We start from the raw sequence: 22,584 nt of genomic DNA, 5'->3' as shown, positions 1-22,584 counted from the left end.
CCTAAGCCCCCAGAACACTTTGTCCACAGACCCGCAGCGCCTGCCCGGTGAATGCGCCGGTGCCCGGTTGCGCGAGCCATGCAACGGCTTCGGCGACGTCTTGCGGCAAGCCGCCCTGACCGAGCGAACTCATGCGCCGGCCAGCCTCGCGCAGGCCGAACGGAATGTGTGCAGTCATCTGCGTCTCGATAAAACCGGGCGCGACGGCGTTGATGCTGATACCGCGCTCCAGCAGCATGGGCGCCCAGGCCTGCGCCAGCCCGATCAACCCGGCCTTGCTCGCGGCGTAGTTGGTTTGCCCGCGGTTACCGGCAATGCCGCTGATCGAGGCCAGCAGAATCACCCGCGCGTTGTCGTGCAGCGTGCCACTGTCGAGCAGTGCCTGGGTCAGCACTTGCGGCGCGTTGAGGTTGACCGCCAGCACGGCATCCCAGAATTCCGGGGTCATGTTGGCCAGGGTTTTGTCGCGGGTGATACCGGCGTTGTGCACCAGAATATCTAGGCCGTCAGGCAGTTGTTCGATCAGTTGCGTGGCGGCGTCGGCGGCGCAGATATCCAGGGTAATCGCGCGGCCGCCGAGGCGAGCGGCAAGGGCGTCCAGATCGGTCTTCGCCGGCGGCACGTCGAGCAGAATCACCTCGGCGCCATCACGGGCCAGCGTTTCGGCGATGGACGCTCCAATGCCCCGCGCGGCACCGGTGACCAGCGCCTTGCGCCTGGCCAGGGGGCGGGTCCAGTCGGTCACTGGCGTAGTGCATGCCGTCAGCCGAATCACTTGCCCGGAAACAAACGCACTTTTCGGCGAGAGGAAAAACCGCAGCGGGCCTTCCAGCTGATCTTCGGCGCCTTCGCCGACATAAATCAGTTGCAGGGTGCCGCCGCTGCGCAGCTCCTTGGCCAGCGAGCGCGAGAAACCTTCCAGCGCCCGTTGCGCGCTGGCCGCAAAGGGATCGCGCAGGGTTTCCGGCGCACGGCCAAGAATCACCAGATGGGCGCTGTGCTCAAGGTTCTTCATCAACGGCTGGAAAAATTCGCGCAGTTGCTTGAGCTGATCGGTGTGCTGCAGGTCGCTGGCGTCGAACACCACGGCCTTGAGTTTCGGGCCGTGGCCGGGAATCCACGCGGCGGCCATCGAAGGTTCGGTGCCGTAGCTGTAGATCGCATCGGTCAGGCGGTTGGCAAAGGCATTGACCCGCTCTGCCAGCGGCCCGCCACCGAGCAGCAGCGCACCGTCCACCGGCCGCAGGCGCCCGGCCTGCCAGCGTTCCAGTCGCACCGGCGACGGCAGGCCCAAAGCCCCGACCAAACGGTGGCCGATGGACGAGTTGGCGAAGTCGATATAGCGGTCAGACATGGAACGCTCTCCAAAAGTTGGGGTTCAAAGTGTGGACTACCCACGGCAATCAATCGTTCGATCCACGCAATAAGGCCTACGCTAGAACAGCAGAGTAGACCACCGACCCTGTGGGAGCTGGCTTGCCAGCGATAGCGGAGTGTCAGCCACTGAAAAGGTTGGATGTGCCGGCCCCATCGCTGGCAAGCCAGCTCCCACAGGGTTCTCTATGAACCCGGATATTCAACAAGGAGTTATTCATGAGTCAGCTGCGCCGCGTCGCGATCATCGGCGGTAACCGTATTCCCTTTGCCCGCTCGAACGGGCCTTACGCCACCGCCAGCAATCAGGCAATGCTCACCGCCGCTCTGGAAGGCCTGATCGAACGCTACAACCTGCACGGCCAGCGCATTGGCGAAGTGGTGGCGGGCGCAGTATTGAAATTGTCACGGGATATGAACCTGACCCGCGAATGCGTGCTGGGCTCACGCCTGTCCCCGACCACACCGGCCTATGACATCCAGCAAGCCTGCGGCACCGGCCTGGAAGCAGCATTGCTGGTGGCCAATAAAATTGCCCTTGGCCAGATTGATTGCGGCATTGCCGGCGGCGTCGACACCACCTCGGACGCGCCAATCAGCGTCAGCGAAGGCCTGCGCAAAATCCTCTTGCAAGCCAACCGCGCGAAGACCACCGGCGACAAACTGAAGACCTTCCTGCAACTGCGGCCGCAACACCTGATTCCGGAGTTTCCGCGCAATGGCGAGCCGCGTACGGGGCTGTCGATGGGCCAACACTGCGAGTTGATGGCGCAGACCTGGAACATCCCGCGCGAAGAACAGGATCAACTGGCCCTCGAAAGCCATCACAAACTCGCTGCGTCCTACAGCGAGGGCTGGCACAACGATTTGATGACGCCGTTCCTCGGCCTGACCCGCGACAACAATCTGCGCCCGGACCTGACCCTGGAAAAACTCGCCACGCTGAAGCCAGCCTTCGAGAAAAGCGCCAAGGGCACGTTGACGGCGGGCAACTCCACGCCGCTGACTGATGGCGCTTCAGTGGTGCTGTTGGGCAGCGAGGAATGGGCGAAAGCGCGCGGGCTGCCGATCCTCGCTTATCTGCGTGACGGTGAGGCGGCCGCGGTGGATTTCGTCAATGGCGCCGAAGGTCTGCTGATGGCTCCGGTGTACGCGGTGCCGCGTTTGCTGGCGCGCAATGGCCTGACCTTGCAGGACTTCGACTATTACGAAATTCATGAGGCGTTCGCGGCGCAGGTGCTGTGCACGCTGAAGGCCTGGGAAGATCCCGAATATTGCACAACCCGTCTGGGCCTCGACGCGCCGCTGGGCTCGATCAATCGCGGCCGGCTCAATGTGAAGGGCAGTTCGCTGGCGGCCGGGCATCCGTTTGCCGCCACCGGCGGGCGCATCGTGGCCAACCTGGCCAAGTTGCTGGACGCAGCGGGCAAGGGCCGCGGCCTGATTTCGATCTGCGCGGCGGGCGGGCAGGGCGTCACCGCCATTATCGAACGCTAGAAAAGGCCCCTCACCCTAGCCCTCTCCCAGAGGGAGAGGGGACTGATCGCGGGAAATTGCAGACCTACGCTGACGTGAGAGAACAACGCTGAATCCAGAATCGACTCCGTCTGGAGAATTTTGCCAGTCCAAATTCGACGCGGTATTTCACGTCGATGTATAACGCCAGACACCTCGGTCAGCCCGCTCTCTCTCCGGGAGAGGGGGCTGACCGAGGTTCAGGTACGAAAACGACGTACCAACCCGTCCAGCTCATTCGACAGCCCCGCCAGACTCTGCGAATCCTGCTGTGCCGAGTTCGCCAGTTCCGCCACCAGTTGCGCATCGCCATGAATCTGGCTGATGTGCCGATTGATGTCTTCAGCCACCTGATGCTGCTCTTCGGCGGCGGTGGCGATTTGCGTGTTCATGTCACGAATCACGTCGACCGACTCACGGATCTGACCGAAGCTCTCGCGCGCTTCGCCGATGCGCGTCACCGACTCCTGCGAGACTTGCAGGCTGGCGTGCATCTGTTGCGTGACCTCGCTGGTGCGCTTGGCCAGATTGCCGAGCAAGCCGTCGATTTCCGCCGTCGAGTCCGCCGTGCGCTTGGCCAGCGCACGCACCTCATCGGCGACCACGGCAAAACCGCGGCCCTGCTCACCGGCGCGCGCCGCTTCGATGGCGGCGTTGAGCGCCAGCAGGTTGGTCTGCTCGGCGATGGAGCGGATGGTGCCGAGGATCGACTGGATATCGTTGCTGTCGCGCTCCAGTTGCTGCATCGACTGCGCCGATTGTTCCAGCTCCTGGCTCAGTTGATCGACGCTGTGCACCGCCGCATCAATCTGCTGCTGGCCTTGGCGAGCCTGACGCTGGCCGCTGTCGGCGGAGTCCGCCGCTTGACTGCACGAGCGTGCGACTTCGTTGGCGGTGGCGACCATTTCGTGGAACGCGGTCGAGACCATGTCGACGGCTTCACGCTGACGCCCGGCGGCTTCGGCCATGTCGCTTGAGACGCGGGTCGAACTCTGCGAGGTCGCGAGGATTTTCCCGGCGGCGCCGCCGATGTGCTGAATCAGGCTGCGGATCGCGGTGAGGAACTGATTGAACCAGTTGGCCAGTTGCGCGGTTTCGTCGTTGCCTCGAATGTCGAGGTTTTTGGTCAGGTCGCCTTCGCCCTGCGCGATGCCCTCCAGACCACTGGCGACGCTGCGGATCGGACGCACGATCAGGCTGGCAAAACTGGCCCCGACCACGGCGAACAGCACGGCCAGTACGGCGGCGATGATCGCGATCAGCCAGGTCAGTTGCGTGGCCGAGCTCATCACATCGCTCTGCTTGATCAGGCCGACGAAGGTCCAGCCCAATTGCTCCGACGGCCAGACGTTGGCCATGTAGCGCTCACCGTTAAGCTCGACTTCGACCAGGCCTTTGCCGGCCTTGGCCAGCTGCGCATAACCTTCGCCGAGGCTGTCCAGCGGCTTGAAATTGTGTTCCGGCTGTTTCGGGTCGACCAGCACCGTGCCGCTGTTTTCCAGGAGCATCAGGTAGCCGGTTTCGCCCAGCTTGATCTGCTTGACGATCTCGGTGAGCTGCTTGAGCGTCACGTCGATGCTGACCACGCCGCCGTTGCTGCCGAGTTTGTTGTCGATGGTGCGCACGGTGCTCACGTAGGTCGCATCGTCCTGCGCCCAGTAGTAAGCGGCGGTCCGGAACGGTTTGCCCGGTTTGGCCTGGGCAGCCTTGTACCACGGCCGCTGACGCGGGTCGTAGTTGTTGAGTTTGGGATCATCCGGCCACGACACGTAGCCGCCGGCGGCGGTGCCGACGATGGCATAGGCGTACGCCGGGTGAGCGTTGCCCAGATCCTGCAGGAACGCGAAGACCTTTTTATCCATCTCACCCTGGGGGATGGATTCGGCGTTGGCGCTCATGTAGGTCTTGAGGCTGTCGTCGGTGTTTTTGATCAGCGGTTGCGACGCCAGGTAATCGACGTTCTGGCTGATGCCATCAAAAAACAGCTGCATGGCATTGCTGACCTGACGAATCTCGCGACCGCTACTGTCGACAAAACTGTCCCGGGCATCGCTGCGCAGGTTCATCACCACCAGGGTCGCGACCAGCACCACTGGCAAGCAGGCGATGATTGCAAACGCCCACGTCAATTTCTGTTTGATGTTCATCCGCGCTCCAGATTTTCTTGTAGGCCCACGCAGTGCAGATGACTTGTGGTTTATTGGCAGCCGAAAACGGTGTGGATCACCCGTTTCCCTGAGTGCGACATCGCTGATTTTTGTGGAACGATTGTCGGACAAATCCCTCTGTCATTGAGGACTTCGGCTGCAAAACGGGGAAATTGAGGGCACTGCGGAAAAATCTTGCGACGGGTGTGAAGGCAACTGTCAGATTCTGTCGCAAATGCCCTTGAACACGGGCGCCTACAAGTTCGGTGGGCTCGGCTATGATTCGCAACGGTCATGTACGCGTAGCGTTGGCGCCGTTCAATCCGGCACAGTGTGTGCATTCTCAAGGTTCACAGGTCGGCAACCCCTCCCCGTGATGCGAGGATTGCCGTATAACGAGTGACATTCGCGTGTTTGGTAATAAAGGACCCACAATAAAAGCTGATGAAGACTCCAAAACGCATTGAACCCCTGATCGAGGACGGTCTGGTCGACGAAGTGCTGCGCCCACTGATGAGTGGTAAAGAAGCAGCTGTTTATGTGGTGCGCTGCGGCAATCAGTTACGTTGCGCAAAGGTCTACAAGGAGGCGAACAAACGCAGTTTCCGCCAGGCGGCCGAGTATCAGGAAGGCCGCAAGGTTCGCAACAGTCGACAGGCTCGGGCGATGGCGAAGGGCTCCAAGTTCGGTCGCAAAGAGACCGAAGATGCCTGGCAGAACGCCGAAGTGGCGGCGCTGTTCCGTCTGGCCGGTGCCGGCGTGCGGGTGCCCAAACCCTACGACTTCCTCGACGGCGTGCTGTTGATGGAACTGGTGGCCGACGAATTCGGCGATGCCGCGCCGCGTCTGAACGACGTGGTGCTGGAGCCGGATCAGGCGCGTGAATATCACGCGTTCCTGATTTCGCAGATCGTGCTGATGTTGTGTACCGGTCTGGTGCACGGTGACCTCTCGGAGTTCAACGTGCTGTTGACGCCGACCGGCCCGGTGATCATCGACCTGCCGCAAGCCGTCGACGCTGCCGGTAACAACCACGCCTTCAGCATGCTGGAACGCGATGTCGGCAACATGGCTTCGTACTTCGGCCGCTTTGCCCCGGAGTTGAAGAAGACCAGGTACGCCAAGGAAATGTGGGCGTTGTACGAAGCTGGCACCTTGCACCCGAACAGTGTGCTGACCGGTGAGTTCGATGATCCGGAAGACCTGGCCGACGTTGGCGGGGTATTGCGCGAGATCGAAGCGGCGCGCCTCGACGAGGAGCGCAAGCAGGCAATCCGTGCAGCGGACGACGAGCCGAAAGGCAAGTCCGACGAGCCACCGCCACCCCCGTGGATGCAGTGATCGCTTGACCAGAAACCCGGCCTCGGCCGGGTTTTTTGTGCCACTCAGAAAAGCCCCTCACCCCAGCCCTCTCCCTGACCGAGGTGTCTGGCGTTATCCATCGACCTGAAGGACCTCGTCGATTATGGAGTGGGTTAAACATCTGAGTGAAACACCGCCGATTGTGGATTCGGCAAGGCACTTTCACGTCGGCGCAGCTCTGAAGCATCCCCCAATCAGTCCCCTCTCCCTCCGGGAGAGGGTTAGGGTCAGGGGCCTCTTTCGGATCCCTGCAAATTCACGTCTACTGTCCATCGCTCCGACCACACTCAAGGACTGAATGTGACCACCCCCCGCAACACCCATCTGATCATCGCCGCCCGGCTGATCTCCGACTTCGGCGCTTTCCTCAACATGGTTGCGCTGGCGACTTACGTCTACCTGCTGAGCAACAGCGCCATGAGCGTCGGGATCTTTCTCGCCAGCCGTGTAGGCGGGGGGATTTTTGCCAGTCTGATCGGTACTCGTTTCTACCGCCGCTGGAATGGTCGGGTGCCGCTGATTGCCTCCGATCTGCTACGCGCGGCGCTGCTTGGCCTGTTGTTGATCCTGCCGGTGAGCCAGCAGGCGTTGCTGTTGCCGGTGATCGCTTTTGGCCTGGGCTTTGGCAACTCGATGTTCGCCATCGGCCTCAACAGCCAGTTGCCGAGGCTGATCGAGCCGGCGCAGCTGCTGAAAACCAATGCCTGGATCACCTCGGCGTCATCCGCAGCGATGGTCGGCGGCAGTCTGGTCTCCGGTTTGCTGGTGGCAGCGTTCGGTTTTGAAACGGTATTCGCGCTCAACGCACTGACCTATGTGCTGGCGGCGCTGTTGATTGCACCATTGCGCTTCGCCGCTTCAGACGTCAGCGAACAATCAACCTGCGAACGCGGCGAATGGTCAGTCCTCAAGCAGGGCCTGCGCAGCGCACCGGTGATTGCGGCGATGCTCGCCGTGACCATGGCCGACACCTTGGGCAGCGCCGCGCACAACGTTGGTTTTCCGATCATCTCCAAACTGCTCACGCCAGAGTCGGCGAGTACCACGCTGGGCCTGATGCTCGCGGTATGGGCCAGCGGCAAACTGCTGGGCGCGCGCATCGCCAGCCGCCTCAAGGGCTCGGACAACAGCCACCTCGAACGCCGGTTTTTCTTCGGCGTGGCGCTGATGTCCTGCGGCTTCATCCTGATGTTCCAGCAGCACAACCTCTATGGTCTCTTGCTGTTTTCCCTGCCGGCAGGGTTGGGCGACGGCGTTTCCGAAGTGGGCCTGATGTCGCGCCTGCAACGCGAACCGGAGCATTTGCGCCTGCCGATCTTCAGCTTCCTGACCTTGCTGCAAATGACCGGGTTCGGCGTCGGCATGCTGATTGCCGCGCCGTTCTATGGCTGGTGGACGCCGGGTGCCGTGGTGCTGCTGTTCCACGGCATCCCGCTCGGTACGTTGGTGACGGTGAAAGTCCTCGCACTCAAGCGCGAGCGGGTTGCGCGCAGCAGCCCGACGCCAGTTCCTTGAGGATCGGGCAATCGGGGCGATGGTCGCCATTACAGTGCTCGACCAGATCCTGCAGGGTGTCGCGCAATTCGCCGAGTTCGCGGATCTTCTGATTCAACTCGTCGATGTGCTGGCGCGCCAGAGCCTTCACGTCGGCACTGGCGCGCTGGCGATCCTGCCACAGGGTCAGCAGCTTGCCGACTTCCTCCAGGGAAAACCCCAGGTCCCGCGAACGCTTGATGAATGCCAGGGTGTGCAGGTCATCATCGCCGTAGACCCGATAACCGCTGTCGGTGCGATGAGCCGCCTTGAGCAGGCCGATCGACTCGTAATAGCGGATCATTTTCGCGCTCAGACCACTGTGCCGGGCCGCTTGGCCGATGTTCATCGGTGCTCCTCCAGATCCTTGGGTTTCCAGGTTTTCAACAGTAGCGCATTGCTCACCACGCTGACGCTCGACAGCGCCATCGCCGCGCCGGCCAGCACCGGGTTGAGGAAGCCGAACGCCGCCAGCGGAATGCCGATCAGGTTGTAGACGAAGGCCCAGAACAGGTTCTGGCGGATCTTCGCGTAGGTCTTGCGGCTGATCTCCAGCGCCGCCGGCACCAGTCGTGGATCACCGCGCATCAGGGTAATGCCGGCGGCGTGCATGGCCACGTCGGTGCCGCCGCCCATGGCGATGCCGATGTCGGCTGCGGCAAGTGCCGGCGCGTCGTTGATGCCATCGCCGACCATCGCCACCACGCCGGTTTTTTTCAGTTCGGCGACCGTGGCGGCTTTGTCGGCCGGGAGTACTTCGGCGTGAACGTTGGCAATGCCCAACGCCTCGGCGACCACGCGAGCGCTGCCGCGGTTGTCGCCGGTCAGCAAGTGGCTGTGGATACCGCGAGCGGCCAGTTGTTGCACCGCTTCCAGTGCGCCGGGCTTGAGCGTGTCACCGAAGGCGAACAAACCAAGCACACGCGGCTCGGGGCTTTGTTCGATCAGCCACGACAAGGTCCTGCCTTCGCCTTCCCAGGCCGTGGCCGATTCGGCGAGGCTGCCGGTGCTCAACCCGCTTTCTTCCAGCAAGCGCCGGTTGCCCAGTGCCAGGCGCCGCCCGCCAAGGTTGCCGGCGATGCCACGCCCGGTCAGAGATTGGCTGTCGCTGACATCGGGCACGCTCAGATCACGCTCGGCAGCCGCGTCCAGCACGGCTTTGGCCAGTGGGTGTTCACTGCCGCGTTGCAGGGCGCCGGCCATTTGCAGCAGGGCGTCTTCGTCACCGTCGACGGCACTGAAATGGGCGATGCGTGGCGTGCCGGAAGTCAGGGTGCCGGTCTTGTCGAACACCACACTGCTGACTTCATGGGCACGCTCCAGCGCTTCGGCGTCCTTGATCAGAATGCCGTGCCGCGCCGCTACACCGGTGCCGGCCATGATCGCTGTCGGGGTGGCGAGGCCGAGGGCACACGGACAGGCGATCACCAGCACGGCGACGGCGTTGATCAACGCGGTTTCCATGGGCGCGCCGTACAGCCACCAGCCGATCAACGTTGCCAGGGCCAGTACCAATACCGTCGGCACGAACACCTGGCTGACTTTATCCACCAGTTTCTGAATTGGCGCTTTGGCTGCCTGGGCGTCTTCGACCAGACGGATGATCCGCGCCAGCACGCTTTCCGCGCCGAGGGCGGTGGTGCGTACCAGCAGCCGGCCTTCCCCGTTGATCGCGCCACCGGTGACCTTGTCCCCCGGTTGTTTCGGCACGGGCAGGCTTTCGCCGCTGATCAAGGCTTCGTCCGCGTGGCTCTGACCTTCCAGCACCTCGCCGTCCACCGGGAAGCGTTCGCCAGGTTTGACCAAAACCTGATCGTTCAGGCGCAGTGCGCTGATGGCGACGTCTTGCTCGCGGCCGTCGATCATTTGCGTCGCCCGCTCCGGGCGCAAGGCTTCGAGGGCGCGGATGGCGCTGGCAGTCTGGCGCTTGGCGCGGCTTTCGAGGTATTTGCCGAGCAGCACCAGGGCGATCACCACCGCTGACGCTTCGAAATACAGGTGTGGCATGCGCCCGGCGGCGGTGGCCCACTCGTACAGGCTCAAGCCATAGCCGGCGCTGGTGCCAAGGGCGACCAGCAAGTCCATGTTGCCAGCGCCGGCGCGCACGGCTTTCCACGCGGCGACATAAAACCGTGCTCCGAAAATGAATTGCACCGGGGTGGCGAGGGCGAATTGCGCCCAGGCCGGGAGCATCCAGTGAATGCCGAACGGTTGCAGCACCATCGGCAGCACCAGCGGCAAGGCGAGGGCGATTGCGCAGATCAGCGCCCAGCGCTCATGTTGCAGACGCGGCTGTTGGTCATCGGTTTGTGGGTGTTCGGCTTGCCAGACGCTGGCCGAATAACCGGCCTTGCTCACCGCGTCGAGCAGGGTTTGCGCGTCGACTTTGCCGAGCAGTTCGAGGTGGGCGCGTTCGTTGGCCAGATTGACGCTGACGCTTTTCACCCCCGGGACTTTGTTCAGGGCACGCTCGACGCGACCGACGCAGGAAGCGCAGGTCATGCCGTCGATGCTCAATTCGAGGGTCTGTTGCGGCACGCTGTAACCGGCACGCGTCACCGCCTCCATCAGCGCCGGCAGACTGCCGCCGGGTGCCTGCACGCGGGCCTGTTCGGTGGCGAGGTTGACGCTGACCGCACTGGCGCCGCTGACGTTGCTCAACGCCCGCTCGACCCGTCCGGCGCAACTGGCGCAGGTCATGCCGGCAATCGGCAGGTCGAAAGTGATGGAATCGGACATCGGTCGTACCCCCTGTAGTAGATGCCTACAAGGATCAACCTTGCCATGCGGGCAAGGTCAAGCGCCAATCTCTGGCGCGTCACAAAACACCTGTGGGAGCGAGCCTGCTCCCACAGTCTGCCTTTGCTCAGTATTCGAGAGCGGCAGGTCGCAGGTACAAGCCTTTGGCGGATGCTGCAATCCGGTACTTGACCACGTCACCGGCCTTGAGCGTGATCTCCTGCGCCGGCGGTGCCAGCATGCCCGGCTTGCAGCCCGGGACCTGGCTCGGCTCCAGCTTCAGGCGGATGGAAAACGTGCCATGTTGCAGGTTGAACGAGGTGGACTGTTCCTGCAGCAAGCGCCCGGCAAACTGATCCTGGATGTACACGCCAATCTCGCAGGAGGTCGGCACTTCCAGGCGCTCGCGAGAGATGATCAGAACGGCGTAGTCCTCGCCGGTCGCGTTGGCCTGGGGCAATGCGGCAAAAAGGCTGAGGAAGCCAAACAGGCTGTAAGCTGACCAGCGCATGGCTGAATCTCCTGAATAGAAGTCATTGATGTACGCAGCTTGGCCGAGCGCGGCGCCGATTGCCAGCCCGGCAGTTTCTTTCAGAACTTGACCTTGCCATCGTGGCAAGCTCGAGACTGCCGGCAACCTCACTCAAAGGAGTCATCGCATGCAAGTGTTCAACGTTCAAGGCATGTCCTGCGGTCACTGTGTCAACGCCATCACCCGGGCGGTGCAGGCCAAGGATCCGGCGGCCAGCGTGCGGGTCGATCTGGCGGCGAAAGAGGTCGGCGTGGAAAGTTCGCTGAGTGCCGAACAGGTGATCGAGGTCATCAGCGAGGAAGGCTACGCCGTGAAACTGGCCTGATTGACCCCAGTGGCGAGGGAGCTTGCTCCCTCGCCACAGATTTGCGCCCGGCTTCCAGGTTATTTAATTGTTAGCGAGCTATCGGAATGTTCAAGGCGTCCACGCGCGGCTAGACTGTCGGGCTGCCGACTTGCCAACCTGGGTGCCTGATGAACTTCCGTACCATTCTGATTCTCGGAGCCTTGACCGCTTTCGGTCCTTTGGCCATCGACTTCTATTTGCCCGCCTTTCCCGCGATGGCGCTGGCCTTCGGCACCGACGAGAAACACGTGCAGATGACGCTGGCGGCGTATTTCGCCGGGTTGTCGATCGGTCAACTGGCGTACGGTCCGGTGGCGGATCGCTTCGGCCGACGGATTCCGTTGCTCGTGGGCCTGACGCTGTTCACCCTCGCCTCGCTGGCCTGCGCTTATGCACCGAATCTGGATTGGCTGATCGGTGCGCGTTTCGTGCAGGCGTTGGGCGGTTGCGCAGGCATGGTGATTGCCCGGGCGGTGGTCAGCGACAAATGCGACGCAGTCGGTTCGGCAAAAGTCTTCTCGCAGTTGATGCTGGTGATGGGCCTGGCGCCGATTCTGGCGCCGATGCTTGGCGGTCTGCTGGTCAACACCACGGGCTGGCAGTCGATCTTCCTGGCACTGACGGTGTTCAGTGCGCTGGCCGGACTGGCGGTCGCTCTTGGCCTGCCGGAAAGTATGCCGGCGCACATGCCGCGCCAACCGTTGTCCGGTGCCCTGAGCCAGTACGGGCGCCTGCTGAAGGATCCGGTTTACCTCGGCCATGCGCTGACCGGCGGTATCGCCATTGCCGGGATGTTTGCCTACATCGCCGGTTCACCATTCATCTTCATCAAGCTGTATGGCGTACCGGCCGAGCATTTCGGCTGGCTGTTCGGTACCAACGCGGCGGGCTTCATTCTCGTCGCACAGGTCAATGCGCGGTTATTGGCCAAGCGTGGCCCGGCGTTCCTGCTGGCGCGCGCGGTCTGGGTTTATCTGGCGGCCGGGCTGACGCTGCTGGCCGTCAGCACCTTGCATACCGCGGCCTTGTGGCCATTGCTGATTCCATTGTTCATCTGTGTATCCAGCCTGGGCTGCATCAGTCCCAACGCTGCCGCTTGCGCGATGAACGGGCAGGGCGGCCGTGCCGGCAGCGCGTCGGCGTTGCTCGGTTGCATGCAGTTCAGTGTCGCCGCCGGGGCATCGGCGCTGGTGGGCGTGCTGCACGACGGCACCGCCGTGCCGATGTCCATGGTCATCAGCCTGTGCGGCGTGCTGGTGGTGAGCGTCGCGATGCTCACCCGGCGTCTGCAGAATGCCCGAGCGTTGGCACAAGCCCAGGCGCAGGCCTGAAGAGTCGTCAGCCAGCAGCGCGCTGTTGGCTGCGGTCGGGAATCTGATGGGGCGCGCAGAGTCGCGCTTCGAGGGTGCGGGTAAAGGCCAGTGCTTCGGCTTCACTGCGGAAAGTGACGGCGTGTTGGTCCAGACGAACCTGCCATTGAGACTTTGCCACTTCTTTTATCAGGATCTTCATTGCTGACCTCCCTTGCGTAAAAGATGTATCGCAGAGTTTTCGATTGTAGACCTGAATACGATCGCAATTGTGACAAGGGTCAACTGTCAGACTGACGGCAAAAAGCCCTCGAAGCCCGTAGGAGCTGCCGAGGGCTGCGATCCTTTGCCTTTAGAAACTTTCTAAAACAATTTTCCCCTTGGCCTTGCCACTTTCCAGCAACGCATGGGCCCGACGCAGGTTGGCCGCGTTGATCGTGCCGAAGTGCTCGCCCACGGTTGTCTTCAATGTCCCGGCGTCAATCAGCTCGGCCACACGATTGAGCAAATTGTGCTGCTCGATCATGTCGGCGGTTTCGAACAGCGAACGGGTGTACATGAACTCCCAGTGCAGCGACAGGCTCTTGCGCTTGAGCTTGGTCACGTCCAGGGATTTCGGATCGTCGATCAGTGCCAGCTTGCCCTGCGGTGCCAGGGCTTCGACCAGTTGATCCAAGTGTTGATCGGTCTGGGTCAGGCTGGCGACGTGGGTCACGCTGTCAATGCCGGCGCGCTTCAGTTCTTCACTCAGCGGCTGACTGTGATCGATCACCAGATCGGCGCCCAACTGGCTGACCCAGTCGCGGGTCTGCGCACGGGAAGCGGTGCCGATTACATTGAGCCCGGTCAGTTGACTGGCCAGTTGCGTCAGGATCGAGCCGACGCCACCGGCTGCGCCGACGATCAGCAGGCTCTGGCCTTCATCGGTGTTGCCTTCGCGAATCTGCAGGCGCTCGAACAGCAATTCCCACGCGGTAATCGCCGTCAGCGGCAGGGCCGCGGCTTCGGCAAAACCCAGCGACTTGGGCATATGGCCGACGATCCGCTCATCGACCACGTGCAGTTCACTGTTGCCGCCGGCGCGGGCGATGGAGCCGGCATAAAAGACCTTGTCGCCGGCCTTGAACAGCGTCACTTCGCTGCCGACGGCCTTGACCACACCGGCCACGTCCCAGCCGAGCACTTTTGCCGCGCCGTTTTCAGGGGCCACGTTCTGCCGCACTTTGGTATCGACCGGGTTGACCGAAATGGCTTTGACTTCCACCAGCACGTCGCGCGGGCCGGCGACCGGTTCTGGCAGTTCGATGTCTTGCAGGGCTTTTTCGTCGCTGATCGGCAGGGAGGCGTAGTAGGCAATGGCTTTCATGGGTGGACTCCAGAAGTGGGGACAACGATGGGACAGATGATTGGCTATTTCTCTGCAAGATAAAACCGGCTAAAACAGCAGTCTCTTTCAATATTTTTTTGATAATCGGGGCTGAGGATGCTGCGTTTCGATGACTTGCAGTTGTTTGTTCGCGCGGCGGATCTGGGCAGTCTGTCGGCGGCGGCGCGGGTGATGGACATGTCGGCGGCGGTCGCCAGTGCGGCGTTGAAGCGAATCGAACAGCAGCTGGGCGCACGCCTGCTGGCTCGTTCGACGCGCAGCCTGCGCCTGACGGCCGAGGGCGAGGGCTTTCTCGAATACGCCCGGGCGGCGCTGAGCAATCTCGACGAGGGCCGGCGTCTGCTGGCCAGTGGGCAGGATCAGGTCAGCGGGATTCTGCAGCTGTCGGCGCCGTCGGATTTCGGGCGCAATCTGTTGCTGCCCTGGCTCGATGATTTCCAGCGCGCACATCCGAAACTGACGGTACGCCTGTTATTGGGGGACCGCATCGCCGACCTGTTCCGTCAGCCGGTGGACATCGCCTTGCGTTATGGCGAACCGGAAGATTCCAGCCTGATCGCCTTGCCCATCGCTGCGCATAACCGTCGCGTGCTCTGTGCCTCCCCGGCCTATCTGGCGCGGTATGGTGAACCGCGCCAGCTCGAACAACTGGCCCAGCACAATTGCCTGTTGTACATGCTTGGCAGCCGCGTCCACGACCATTGGAGTTTCCACGACGGCAAACGTGAAGTCGGCCTGACGGTCAGCGGCGACCGCTTCAGCGATGACGCGGACGTGGTGCGCTTATGGGCCGTGGCGGGGGCGGGCATTGCCTACAAATCCTGGCTGGACGTGGGCGCCGACGTGCTGGCGGGGCGCCTCAAAGTGCTGTTGCCGGAGTTGTTGTGCGAGCGCGCTCCGCTGAATTTGTTGTGCGCCCATCGCGCCCAATTGAGTAAGCCGGTGAACCTGCTGAGGGAAATGCTCGCCAGTCGATGCGCCGATTTGAGTAGTCAATTTCCCGCTTTCCCGAGAGTTGATCATTAGTCGCAGGTAAATAGAGAAATTTCTCTCAGGAACAATCACCACCCGTGCAGGCCCCGTTACAGGACGCGGCGCCCATCCCGCTTATACTAGCGTCCGCCTCAAGCCAGTACGCAAACCCCGGCCCGGACACCGTCCGGCCGACCGGGCGCTGTTTAATGTCTGCCAGCGCCACCGCGGCGAGATCAGTGCCGCAGGCTGCTGAGCCAATGGCCTGCCTTGCCCCGGTTCAGGGTGATGCGCGCGCCTTGGCCGATGCCCCATTACTGGTCAAGATGTCTCCGAGCAGTAGACGATACGATTCCACAGGGAGTGAATACATGGAACATGCACCTTGCATCAGCCAGATCGCCACGCTGCTGGCCGATCCCAAGCGCAGCGCGATGATGTGGGCGCTGATGGATGGCTCGGCCCGCCAATCCGAGGAGCTGGCGTTGCTGGCAGGGTTGTCACCATCCTCGGCGAGCGCGCATCTGGCGCGTCTGTCCACTGGCGGTCTGTTGAAGGTCGAAGTCCGTGGTCGCAAACGCTTTTTCCGTCTCTCGGCACCCGAGGTCGGCGCCGCCATCGAAGCGCTGGCCAGCGCCACCATCGCCAGCGCACCACGGGACATTCCCGAGATTTTCAAACGCACCACACCGATGGCCAAATCCCAGGCGGCACCTTCTTCGCTGTTGCGCGCACGCTTTTGCGATGACCACCTGGGCGGCACGCTGGCCGCTGACCTGTATCAGCGACTGCTCGACGTCGGCTGGATCGAACAGTTTGAGCAACGCGTAGTGGTCACCCACAAGGGCGCGAAACAGCTGGCCGGTCGCGGGGTTTTCATCCAGGCACTGGCACACCGCAATGTGCAGGTGGCCTGCGCCTGTCCGGACTGGAGCGAGCGACGCCCACACCTGGGCGGCTCTCTCGGCGCGGCGCTGCTGCAGTTGTTCATGCAGTCGGGATGGCTGACCTTGCCCAATGACTCCAGAGCCCTGCAATTGACGGCCACAGGCCAGCGTGAATTGCAGCGGTTTGCCCGGGAAACCGAGCTGGAAATGGCGTGATAGAGCATTCGTGATCGACGTCAGGCCGTCCCGGCGTCGCCTACGACTGCGAGCAGGTCGCATTCAGTACGACCTCTGAATTACCATCGCGCACACTCGATCCGGGGAATTTCCGGATGGGGGAGCACGATATGGACACTCAACGCTTTAGCGCGGCAGAACGCCTGGAACGTCTGCCACTGAGCGGGTATCACCGCATCATTTTCATCATTATTGCTTTGGCGTTCTTCTTCGACTCCATGGACCTGGCGATGATGACGTTCCTGCTCGGCTCGATCAAAAGCGAATTCGGCCTGAGCAGCGCGCAAGCCGGCCTGCTCGCCAGTTCGAGTTTTTTCGGCATGGTGCTGGGGGCGTCGCTGTCGGGCCTGCTCGCCGACCGTTTCGGCCGCAAGCCGGTGTTCCAGTGGAGCATCGTGTTGTGGGGCGTCGCCAGTTACTTGTGCTCGACGGCGCAAACCGTCGAGATGCTCACGCTGTTCCGCATCCTGTTGGGAATCGGCATGGGCATGGAGTTTCCCATCGCTCAGTCGATGTTGTCGGAGCTGATTCCGGCGCAACGACGCGGACGCTACATTGCCCTGATGGATGGTTTCTGGCCGTTGGGGTTTGTTGCGGCCGGGGTGCTGTCGTATTTCCTGCTGCCAGTGATTGGCTGGCGCGACATCTTTCTGGTGCTGGCGGTGCCGGCGGTGTTTGTCCTGGCGATCCGTTTCTTTATCCCCGAATCGCCACGCTGGCTGGAACAGGCCGGGCGGCATGAGGCGGCAGACAAGGTCTTGGCCGCGATCGAACAGCGCGTGCGCGCATCGCTCGGTGTCACCACGTTGCCCGAACCGGTGAGTTTGCCGCGGACGGTGACGCCACCGGGCAGCTTTTTCTCGGCCCTCAAGCAAATCTGGTCGGCGCAATACCGCCGCCGCACGACGATGATCTGGAGCTTGTGGTTTTTCGCGCTGTTGGGTTTTTACGGCCTGACGTCGTGGCTCAGTGCATTGCTGCAACAGTCGGGTTTCGCCGTGACCCAGTCGGTGTATTACACGGTGCTGATCTCGCTCGGCGGGATTCCCGGGTTTCTGATGGCGGCGTGGCTGGTCGAGCGCTGGGGGCGCAAACCGGTGTGCATCGTCACCTTGCTCGGCGGTGGGGTGATGGCGTTTTTCTATGGCCAGAGCGCGGTGTTCGGCGGCAACGTGGCACTGCTGATCGGTACGGGGCTGCTGATGCAGTTTTTCCTGTTCGGCATGTGGGCGGTGCTCTACACCTACACGCCCGAGTTATATCCAACCTCGGCGCGGGCGACCGGTTCGGGGTTTGCCTCGGCGATTGGCCGGGTCGGCTCATTGCTCGGGCCGTTGGTGACCGGGCTGGTGTTTCCGATAACCGGGCAGGGCGGGGTGTTTGCGCTGGGGGCGTTGTGTTTTGCGATCGCGGCGGGGGTAGTGTGGCTGTTCGGGATGGAGACGCGGGGCAAGACGCTGGAGGAGCTGACTGAAACCCAAGTCGCAGGCTGAACACAAATCCAATTGTCGGAGTGAGCCTGCTCGCGATGGCGGTGTGTCAGATACAGATGTTTCGACTGACACGACGCAATCGCGAGCAGGCTCACTCCTGCAAAGGGTTATGCGCTGAGGCTTACGGTTTTACCAGACGCGCATCCAGGCTGTTTTGCGCCAGGCGCTTGGCCTGATCCTGGGTCATGCCCAGGTGTTCGTACAACGCATGGAAGTTCTCGGTGACATAACCGCCGAAGTACGCCGGGTCATCGGAGTTCACCGTGACCTTCACCCCACGCTCGAGCATGTCGAGGATGTTGTGCTGCGACATATGATCGAACACGCAAAGCTTGGTGTTCGACAGCGGGCACACGGTCAGCGGGATCTGCTCGTCGATGATCCGCTGCATCAGGCGCTCGTCCTCGATGGCGCGCACGCCATGGTCGATGCGCTGGATTTTCAGCAGGTCGATCGCTTCCCAGATGTACTCCGGCGGACCTTCTTCACCGGCGTGGGCGACGGTCAGGAAACCTTCGTGGCGAGCACGGTCGAACACCCGCTGGAATTTGCTTGGCGGGTGGCCCATCTCGGAACTGTCGAGGCCGACGGCAACGAAGGCGTCACGGAACGGCAGCGCCTGATCGAGGGTTTTCTGTGCTTCGTCTTCGCTCAGGTGGCGCAGGAAACTGAGGATCAAACCGCTGGTGATGCCCAGTTGCTGCTCGCCATCCTTCAGCGCCGCGGCGATACCGTTGAGCACCACTTCGAACGGGATGCCCCGGTCGGTGTGGGTCTGCGGGTCGAAGAACGGCTCGGTGTGAATCACGTTCTGCGCCTTGCAGCGCAACAGGTAGGCCCAAGTCAGGTCGTAGAAATCCTGGGAGGTGCGCAGCACGTCGGCGCCCTGGTAATACAGGTCGAGGAATTCCTGCAGGTTGTTGAAGGCGTAAGCCTTGCGCAGGGTTTCGACGTCGCTCCACGGCAGGGCGATCTTGTTGCGTTCGGCCAGGGCGAACAGCAGCTCGGGCTCCAGCGAGCCTTCCAGGTGCAGGTGCAGTTCAGCCTTGGGCAAGGCGTTGAGCCAGTCGTACATATGCTTTTCTCATCAGGTGCAATGACGGCATTCTACAGATGCTCGCCGAAACAATTGGCAAAACCTGACCAAGCGATCCATCAGACCGCTTCCTGCTCGCGACGATAGGCGTAGGTGTCGGCAAAGCGCGACAGCAGGAATTCGGCGCAGGTGGTGGTCGGATATTTCGCCGGGTGTTGTGAGTCCTGGCAACCGGGCAGGCATTCGATGCGGGTGTCCGGGTGCGGCTCGGCGAAGAACGGCATTGAGTAGCGATCCACCCCCAGCGGGCTGATCACCCGGTGCGGTGTCGAGCGATAACGGTCGTTGCTCCAGCGCGCCATCATGTCGCCGAGGTTGACCACGAAGGTGCCTTCGATGGGCGGCGCATCAATCCAGTCGCCATTGACGTTTTTCACCTGCAGGCCGCCGGCGCTGTCCTGATAGAGCAGGGTGATGCAGCCATAATCGGTGTGTGCCCCGGCGCCTTGCTGCTCGGCGCTGCTGGCGGTGTGGCGCGGCGGGTAGTGGATCATGCGCAGCACGCTGACCGGTTCATTGAAGCGCGAGTCGAAGAAATCGCGTTCGATGCCCAGCGCAATGGTCATCGCCCGCAACAGGGTTTGCGCCAGCGCCTGCATGTCGAGGTAATGCTGCTCCATCAAGGCTTCCCAGCCTGCTTGCGCCGGATGGCGATTGGGCCCGCGCAGCGGTTTTTCCGCGAGCACGTCTGGATGATCGGCCGGCAGGTGCAGGCCCATGTCGAAGGTTTCTTTGAGGTCGCTGGGTTTGTTCGGGTCGAGCTGCTCGGTGGCGATAGCGCCGTAGCCGCGATGATGGCGGGTCTGGGTGATGTCGATCCTGAGTTTTTCTTCGGCCGGTTGTGCGAAAAAGCGTTGCGCGTGATCGAGCAGGGCAGCGATGCGTTGCGTGGAAATCGGATGGCCCTTGATGTAGAAGAAGCCCCATTCGCGGCAGGCCTGGTCGATATGCCCGGCCACGGCGGGCCAGGCGTTTTCGTCGTTGGAGTAGAGCGGGCTGATGTCGATGATCGGAAGCTGATCCATACGCAATCCTTGAATACGCTGAAGCTCAAATGTGGGAGCTGGCTTGCCAGCGATAGCGGTCTGACAGGCAACAATGATGTCGAATGTGATGGCCTCATCGCTGGCAAGCCAGCTCCCACAGGGTCCGTGTCGTTAGTAAAAGTTACTTCGGCATCTCGGCCTTCATCCCTTCAACGTAGTAGTTCATCGACGCCAGTTCGGCATTGGTCGCACTCACGCCCGCCGGGATTTTCTCCACGCCGGCCTGATCCTTGATCGGCCCGGTGAACGGCTGCAATGCACCGCTCTTGATGTCGGCGATGATCTGCTCGGCCTCGGCCTTCACCGGGGCCGGCACCAGATCGCTGATCGGCAGTTCAACCGTGCCTTCCTTCAGTCCACCCCAGTAATCCTGCGACTTCCACGTGTGGTCGATCACGCTTTGCGTGGCCTGAATGTAGTGCGGCGCCCAGTCGTTGACGATCGAGGTCAGCACCGCTTTCGGGCCGAAGTGCGCCATGTCCGAGGCGTAGCCCACGGCGTATACGCCGCGCCGCTCGGCGGCCTGGATCGGCGCCGGGCTGTCGGTGTGCTGAAACACCACGTCCACGCCCTGATCGATCAGCGCGTTGGCGGCATCGGCTTCCTTGCCCGGGTCGAACCACGAGTTGACCCACACCACCTTGATTTCGGTGCCGGGGTTGTATTTGTTCAGGGCCAACTGGATGGCGTTGATGTCGCGGATCACTTCGGGAATCGGGAACGAGGCGACGTAGCCGATCTTCTTGGTCTTGGTCATCTTCGCGGCGAGGAAGCCACCGACATAACGGCCTTCATAAGTACGCGCGAGGTAGGTGCCGAGGTTCTTGTCCTGCTTGTAGCCGGTGGCGTGTTCGAAGGTCACCTTGGGAAACTGTTTGGCGACTTTCAGCGTCGGGTTCATGTAGCCGAACGAGGTGGTGAAGATCAGGTCGTAGTTGTCCTTGGCCATGTTGCGGATCACCCGCTCGGCGTCGGCCCCCTCGGCGACGTTTTCCACGTAATTGGTGGTGATTTGTCCGCCGAGTTTTTCGGCGAGGGCCTTGCGCCCCTGTTCATGCTGATACGTCCAGCCGTGGTCGCCGATCGGGCCGATGTAGACGAAACCGACCTTCAGCGGATCGGCAGCGCTGGCGCTCAGGCTGATCCCCAGACCGATGGCGGCGCACAGCAGTTTGTGCAGCGGACGTATTTGCATGAATTGGAGCTCCTTTTGTTGTGTGTGGTCGAGGGCAATGCAAATTGCTGACCAACAGGACAACAAACGGCTCGAATCCGTATGAAGGCCATCGCGAGCAGGCTCACGCCTACAGGGGACCGCATTCCTCTGTAGGCGTGAGCCTGCTCGCGACAGGGCCTGCAAGGCCAATAAAAGTGCACCTGCCAAAGTACCGCTATCAGTTGGTGCGCTAAGGTGTAACGAAACGTTAGCGCCGCGCCGCAGTCAGTAGCTCATTCGAACCTCTCGGCAAAAAGGCCCGCCATGCTCTCGATTCTCAAGCAAGAAAGCTTTCTGCTGCTGGCGGTGATTGCCGCGTGCATCGCCTACCCGCTGGAACACTGGATGCTGCACAGCGGCCAGATCGTCGCGCTGATGTCTGGCCTGGTATTGATCGCCTTCATCGTCGCCGCCTCGATGCGCGTCGCCCATCATGCCGAACTGCTCGCGGAAAAAGTCGGCGACCCCTACGGCACGATGATCCTGACCCTCGCCGCAGTGCTGGTGGAAGTGGTGATTCTGGCGATCATGATGAGCAACGAGGCGTCGGCCACACTGGTGCGCGACACGATCTATTCGGCGGTGATGCTCGACATCAACGGCATCCTCGGCCTCGCCGCGTTGATGGGCGGACTCAAGCACGGCGAGCAGTCGTACAACGACGATTCGGCGCGCAGCTACAGCGTGATGATCCTCACCGCCATGGGCGTTTCGATGGTGGTGCCGGAGTTTATTCCGGCGGCCAACTGGAAGATTTATTCGGCGTTCACCATCGGCGCGATGGTGGTGCTTTACGCGTTGTTCCTGCGTATGCAGGTGGGCCCGCACAGTTACTTTTTCAGCTACAGCTACCCGGACAAGCGCCGCAAGAAAGAGCCGGTGGAGGAGGCGCAGAAACCGCTGAGCCTGGCGTGGTCGATCGGCATTCTGGTGTTCGGGGTGGTGGTGATCGGCGCGCTGGCCGAAGTGATGTCCAAGACCCTCGATCTGGGCCTGGAAGGCACAGGCGCACCGCCGGTGATCACGGCGATTCTGGTGGCGGCGATTTCGGCGGCGCCGGAGATTTTGACTGCGTTGCGTGCGGCGTTGGCCAACCGCATGCAATCGGTGGTGAACATTGCGATGGGGGCGTCACTGTCGACGGTGATCCTGACTGTGCCGGTGATGGAAGCGATGGCGCTATACACCGGCCAGCCATTTCAAATGGCGATGACCCCGGTGCAGACGGTGATGATCTTCATCACGCTGATCGTCAGCGCGATCAACCTGAATGACGGCGAGACCAATGCCATCGAAGGCATGACCCATTTTGTGTTGTTTGCGACGTTTATCATGTTGTCGCTGCTGGGCCTCTAGACCCACCACAAAACAATTGCAGGAGTGAGCCTGCTC

At 61.9% G+C, this 22,584-nt stretch carries 19 protein-coding genes and 1 pseudogene; 9 read left to right on the top strand and 11 right to left on the bottom strand.

Annotated features, from left to right (window positions below):
- Window position 1: 1 nt before the first annotated feature.
- Entirely contained in the window at window positions 2–1,354 is a 1,353-nt protein-coding gene (locus PseuLF5_RS18295; protein ID WP_340134243.1) for a 3-oxoacyl-ACP reductase, read from the bottom strand.
- Window positions 1,355–1,593: 239 nt separating this feature from the next.
- On the opposite strand from PseuLF5_RS18295, the gene PseuLF5_RS18290 reads away from it, so the two are divergent.
- Complete coding sequence (locus PseuLF5_RS18290; protein WP_340134242.1) at window positions 1,594–2,871, top strand: acetyl-CoA C-acetyltransferase; 1,278 nt, start codon at window positions 1,594–1,596, stop codon at window positions 2,869–2,871.
- Between the two features lie 218 nt (window positions 2,872–3,089).
- Here PseuLF5_RS18290 and PseuLF5_RS28240 read toward each other — a convergent pair whose 3' ends face one another.
- Together PseuLF5_RS28240 and PseuLF5_RS28235 are read right to left on the bottom strand one after the other, a co-directional pair.
- Window positions 3,090–3,818 (bottom strand): methyl-accepting chemotaxis protein, encoded by a 729-nt coding sequence (locus PseuLF5_RS28240; protein WP_445262422.1) that lies wholly within the window; start codon window positions 3,816–3,818, stop codon window positions 3,090–3,092.
- A gap of 129 nt (window positions 3,819–3,947) precedes the next feature.
- Window positions 3,948–4,955, bottom strand: a pseudogene (locus PseuLF5_RS28235) (cache domain-containing protein); the annotation flags it as partial.
- A gap of 525 nt (window positions 4,956–5,480) precedes the next feature.
- On the opposite strand from PseuLF5_RS28235, the gene PseuLF5_RS18280 reads away from it, so the two are divergent.
- Together PseuLF5_RS18280 and PseuLF5_RS18275 are read left to right on the top strand one after the other, a co-directional pair.
- On the top strand, window positions 5,481–6,377 hold the full coding sequence (locus PseuLF5_RS18280) for a PA4780 family RIO1-like protein kinase (protein ID WP_336347908.1): 897 nt from the start codon (window positions 5,481–5,483) through the stop codon (window positions 6,375–6,377).
- Between the two features lie 321 nt (window positions 6,378–6,698).
- Complete coding sequence (locus PseuLF5_RS18275; protein ID WP_340134240.1) at window positions 6,699–7,913, top strand: MFS transporter; 1,215 nt, start codon at window positions 6,699–6,701, stop codon at window positions 7,911–7,913.
- On the opposite strand, the gene cueR is transcribed toward PseuLF5_RS18275, so the two are convergent.
- The 3 genes from cueR to PseuLF5_RS18260 all read right to left on the bottom strand — a co-directional run bounded on the left by cueR (window position 7,867) and on the right by PseuLF5_RS18260 (window position 11,181).
- A complete protein-coding gene (gene cueR, locus PseuLF5_RS18270) occupies window positions 7,867–8,280 on the bottom strand; it encodes a Cu(I)-responsive transcriptional regulator (protein WP_025111722.1) in 414 nt (137 codons plus the stop codon). The two genes, PseuLF5_RS18275 and cueR, sit on opposite strands and share 47 nt — an antisense overlap.
- Entirely contained in the window at window positions 8,277–10,670 is a 2,394-nt protein-coding gene (locus tag PseuLF5_RS18265) for a heavy metal translocating P-type ATPase (RefSeq protein WP_340134237.1), read from the bottom strand. Before PseuLF5_RS18265 ends, cueR begins: the two co-directional genes overlap by 4 nt.
- A gap of 127 nt (window positions 10,671–10,797) precedes the next feature.
- Complete coding sequence (locus PseuLF5_RS18260) at window positions 10,798–11,181, bottom strand: hypothetical protein (protein ID WP_123471108.1); 384 nt, start codon at window positions 11,179–11,181, stop codon at window positions 10,798–10,800.
- A gap of 148 nt (window positions 11,182–11,329) precedes the next feature.
- Between PseuLF5_RS18260 and PseuLF5_RS18255 the strand changes: the two genes are divergently transcribed.
- On the top strand, window positions 11,330–11,527 hold the full coding sequence (locus PseuLF5_RS18255; protein WP_123471110.1) for a heavy-metal-associated domain-containing protein: 198 nt from the start codon (window positions 11,330–11,332) through the stop codon (window positions 11,525–11,527).
- Between the two features lie 149 nt (window positions 11,528–11,676).
- Window positions 11,677–12,879 carry a multidrug effflux MFS transporter gene (locus tag PseuLF5_RS18250; RefSeq protein ID WP_340134236.1) on the top strand — a complete coding sequence of 401 codons (1,203 nt, stop codon included), beginning with the start codon at window positions 11,677–11,679 and terminating at the stop codon, window positions 12,877–12,879.
- A 7-nt stretch (window positions 12,880–12,886) separates the two neighbouring features.
- On the opposite strand, the gene PseuLF5_RS18245 is transcribed toward PseuLF5_RS18250, so the two are convergent.
- Entirely contained in the window at window positions 12,887–13,060 is a 174-nt protein-coding gene (locus tag PseuLF5_RS18245) for a hypothetical protein (RefSeq protein WP_007914687.1), read from the bottom strand.
- A gap of 150 nt (window positions 13,061–13,210) precedes the next feature.
- Window positions 13,211–14,224 carry a zinc-binding alcohol dehydrogenase family protein gene (locus PseuLF5_RS18240; protein WP_123471114.1) on the bottom strand — a complete coding sequence of 338 codons (1,014 nt, stop codon included), beginning with the start codon at window positions 14,222–14,224 and terminating at the stop codon, window positions 13,211–13,213.
- Between the two features lie 117 nt (window positions 14,225–14,341).
- Here PseuLF5_RS18240 and PseuLF5_RS18235 point away from each other — a divergent pair, with 117 nt between their 5' ends.
- The 3 genes from PseuLF5_RS18235 to PseuLF5_RS18225 all read left to right on the top strand — a co-directional run bounded on the left by PseuLF5_RS18235 (window position 14,342) and on the right by PseuLF5_RS18225 (window position 17,834).
- Complete coding sequence (locus PseuLF5_RS18235) at window positions 14,342–15,271, top strand: LysR family transcriptional regulator (RefSeq protein WP_123471116.1); 930 nt, start codon at window positions 14,342–14,344, stop codon at window positions 15,269–15,271.
- Window positions 15,272–15,588: 317 nt separating this feature from the next.
- The gene (locus tag PseuLF5_RS18230; protein WP_123471118.1) at window positions 15,589–16,320 is read left to right on the top strand and encodes an ArsR/SmtB family transcription factor; all 732 of its coding nucleotides are present in this window, start codon (window positions 15,589–15,591) and stop codon (window positions 16,318–16,320) included.
- 131 nt (window positions 16,321–16,451) lie between these two features.
- Complete coding sequence (locus PseuLF5_RS18225; protein WP_340134233.1) at window positions 16,452–17,834, top strand: MFS transporter; 1,383 nt, start codon at window positions 16,452–16,454, stop codon at window positions 17,832–17,834.
- Window positions 17,835–17,955: 121 nt separating this feature from the next.
- Here the strand turns inward: PseuLF5_RS18225 and PseuLF5_RS18220 are convergent, their stop codons facing one another.
- From PseuLF5_RS18220 to PseuLF5_RS18210, 3 genes are all read right to left on the bottom strand, one after another.
- The gene (locus tag PseuLF5_RS18220) at window positions 17,956–18,909 is read right to left on the bottom strand and encodes an adenosine deaminase (protein WP_123471122.1); all 954 of its coding nucleotides are present in this window, start codon (window positions 18,907–18,909) and stop codon (window positions 17,956–17,958) included.
- Window positions 18,910–18,989: 80 nt separating this feature from the next.
- Window positions 18,990–19,955, bottom strand: coding sequence for a 2-oxoglutarate and iron-dependent oxygenase domain-containing protein (locus PseuLF5_RS18215; RefSeq protein ID WP_340134232.1), 966 nt, complete (start codon window positions 19,953–19,955; stop codon window positions 18,990–18,992).
- A gap of 142 nt (window positions 19,956–20,097) precedes the next feature.
- The gene (locus tag PseuLF5_RS18210; protein ID WP_123471126.1) at window positions 20,098–21,171 is read right to left on the bottom strand and encodes a BMP family ABC transporter substrate-binding protein; all 1,074 of its coding nucleotides are present in this window, start codon (window positions 21,169–21,171) and stop codon (window positions 20,098–20,100) included.
- Between the two features lie 285 nt (window positions 21,172–21,456).
- Here PseuLF5_RS18210 and PseuLF5_RS18205 point away from each other — a divergent pair, with 285 nt between their 5' ends.
- Window positions 21,457–22,548, top strand: a complete 1,092-nt coding sequence (locus PseuLF5_RS18205; protein ID WP_340134230.1) for a calcium:proton antiporter — start codon at window positions 21,457–21,459, stop codon at window positions 22,546–22,548.
- Window positions 22,549–22,584: the final 36 nt, after the last annotated feature.

The organism is Pseudomonas sp. LF-5 (assembly GCF_037626295.1).
Lineage (GTDB): Bacteria > Pseudomonadota > Gammaproteobacteria > Pseudomonadales > Pseudomonadaceae > Aquipseudomonas > Aquipseudomonas monsensis.
The sequence above is the reverse complement of the archived record's forward strand: the minus strand, read 5'-3'. Positions and strand labels throughout refer to the sequence as shown.

What these genes read in the sequence shown, in the direction of transcription:
- PseuLF5_RS18295 (WP_340134243.1), bottom strand. Translation starts at nt 1,354, where the DNA reads ATGTCTGACCGCTATATCGACTTCGCCAACTCGTCCATCGGCCACCGT.
- PseuLF5_RS18290 (WP_340134242.1), top strand. Translation starts at nt 1,594, where the DNA reads ATGAGTCAGCTGCGCCGCGTCGCGATCATCGGCGGTAACCGTATTCCC.
- PseuLF5_RS28240 (WP_445262422.1), bottom strand. Translation starts at nt 3,818, where the DNA reads ATGGTCTCGACCGCGTTCCACGAAATGGTCGCCACCGCCAACGAAGTC.
- PseuLF5_RS18280 (WP_336347908.1), top strand. Translation starts at nt 5,481, where the DNA reads ATGAAGACTCCAAAACGCATTGAACCCCTGATCGAGGACGGTCTGGTC.
- cueR (WP_025111722.1), bottom strand. Translation starts at nt 8,280, where the DNA reads ATGAACATCGGCCAAGCGGCCCGGCACAGTGGTCTGAGCGCGAAAATG.
- PseuLF5_RS18265 (WP_340134237.1), bottom strand. Translation starts at nt 10,670, where the DNA reads ATGTCCGATTCCATCACTTTCGACCTGCCGATTGCCGGCATGACCTGC.
- PseuLF5_RS18260 (WP_123471108.1), bottom strand. Translation starts at nt 11,181, where the DNA reads ATGCGCTGGTCAGCTTACAGCCTGTTTGGCTTCCTCAGCCTTTTTGCC.
- PseuLF5_RS18255 (WP_123471110.1), top strand. Translation starts at nt 11,330, where the DNA reads ATGCAAGTGTTCAACGTTCAAGGCATGTCCTGCGGTCACTGTGTCAAC.
- PseuLF5_RS18250 (WP_340134236.1), top strand. Translation starts at nt 11,677, where the DNA reads ATGAACTTCCGTACCATTCTGATTCTCGGAGCCTTGACCGCTTTCGGT.
- PseuLF5_RS18245 (WP_007914687.1), bottom strand. Translation starts at nt 13,060, where the DNA reads ATGAAGATCCTGATAAAAGAAGTGGCAAAGTCTCAATGGCAGGTTCGT.
- PseuLF5_RS18240 (WP_123471114.1), bottom strand. Translation starts at nt 14,224, where the DNA reads ATGAAAGCCATTGCCTACTACGCCTCCCTGCCGATCAGCGACGAAAAA.
- PseuLF5_RS18235 (WP_123471116.1), top strand. Translation starts at nt 14,342, where the DNA reads ATGCTGCGTTTCGATGACTTGCAGTTGTTTGTTCGCGCGGCGGATCTG.
- PseuLF5_RS18230 (WP_123471118.1), top strand. Translation starts at nt 15,589, where the DNA reads ATGGAACATGCACCTTGCATCAGCCAGATCGCCACGCTGCTGGCCGAT.
- PseuLF5_RS18225 (WP_340134233.1), top strand. Translation starts at nt 16,452, where the DNA reads ATGGACACTCAACGCTTTAGCGCGGCAGAACGCCTGGAACGTCTGCCA.
- PseuLF5_RS18220 (WP_123471122.1), bottom strand. Translation starts at nt 18,909, where the DNA reads ATGTACGACTGGCTCAACGCCTTGCCCAAGGCTGAACTGCACCTGCAC.
- PseuLF5_RS18215 (WP_340134232.1), bottom strand. Translation starts at nt 19,955, where the DNA reads ATGGATCAGCTTCCGATCATCGACATCAGCCCGCTCTACTCCAACGAC.
- PseuLF5_RS18210 (WP_123471126.1), bottom strand. Translation starts at nt 21,171, where the DNA reads ATGCAAATACGTCCGCTGCACAAACTGCTGTGCGCCGCCATCGGTCTG.
- PseuLF5_RS18205 (WP_340134230.1), top strand. Translation starts at nt 21,457, where the DNA reads ATGCTCTCGATTCTCAAGCAAGAAAGCTTTCTGCTGCTGGCGGTGATT.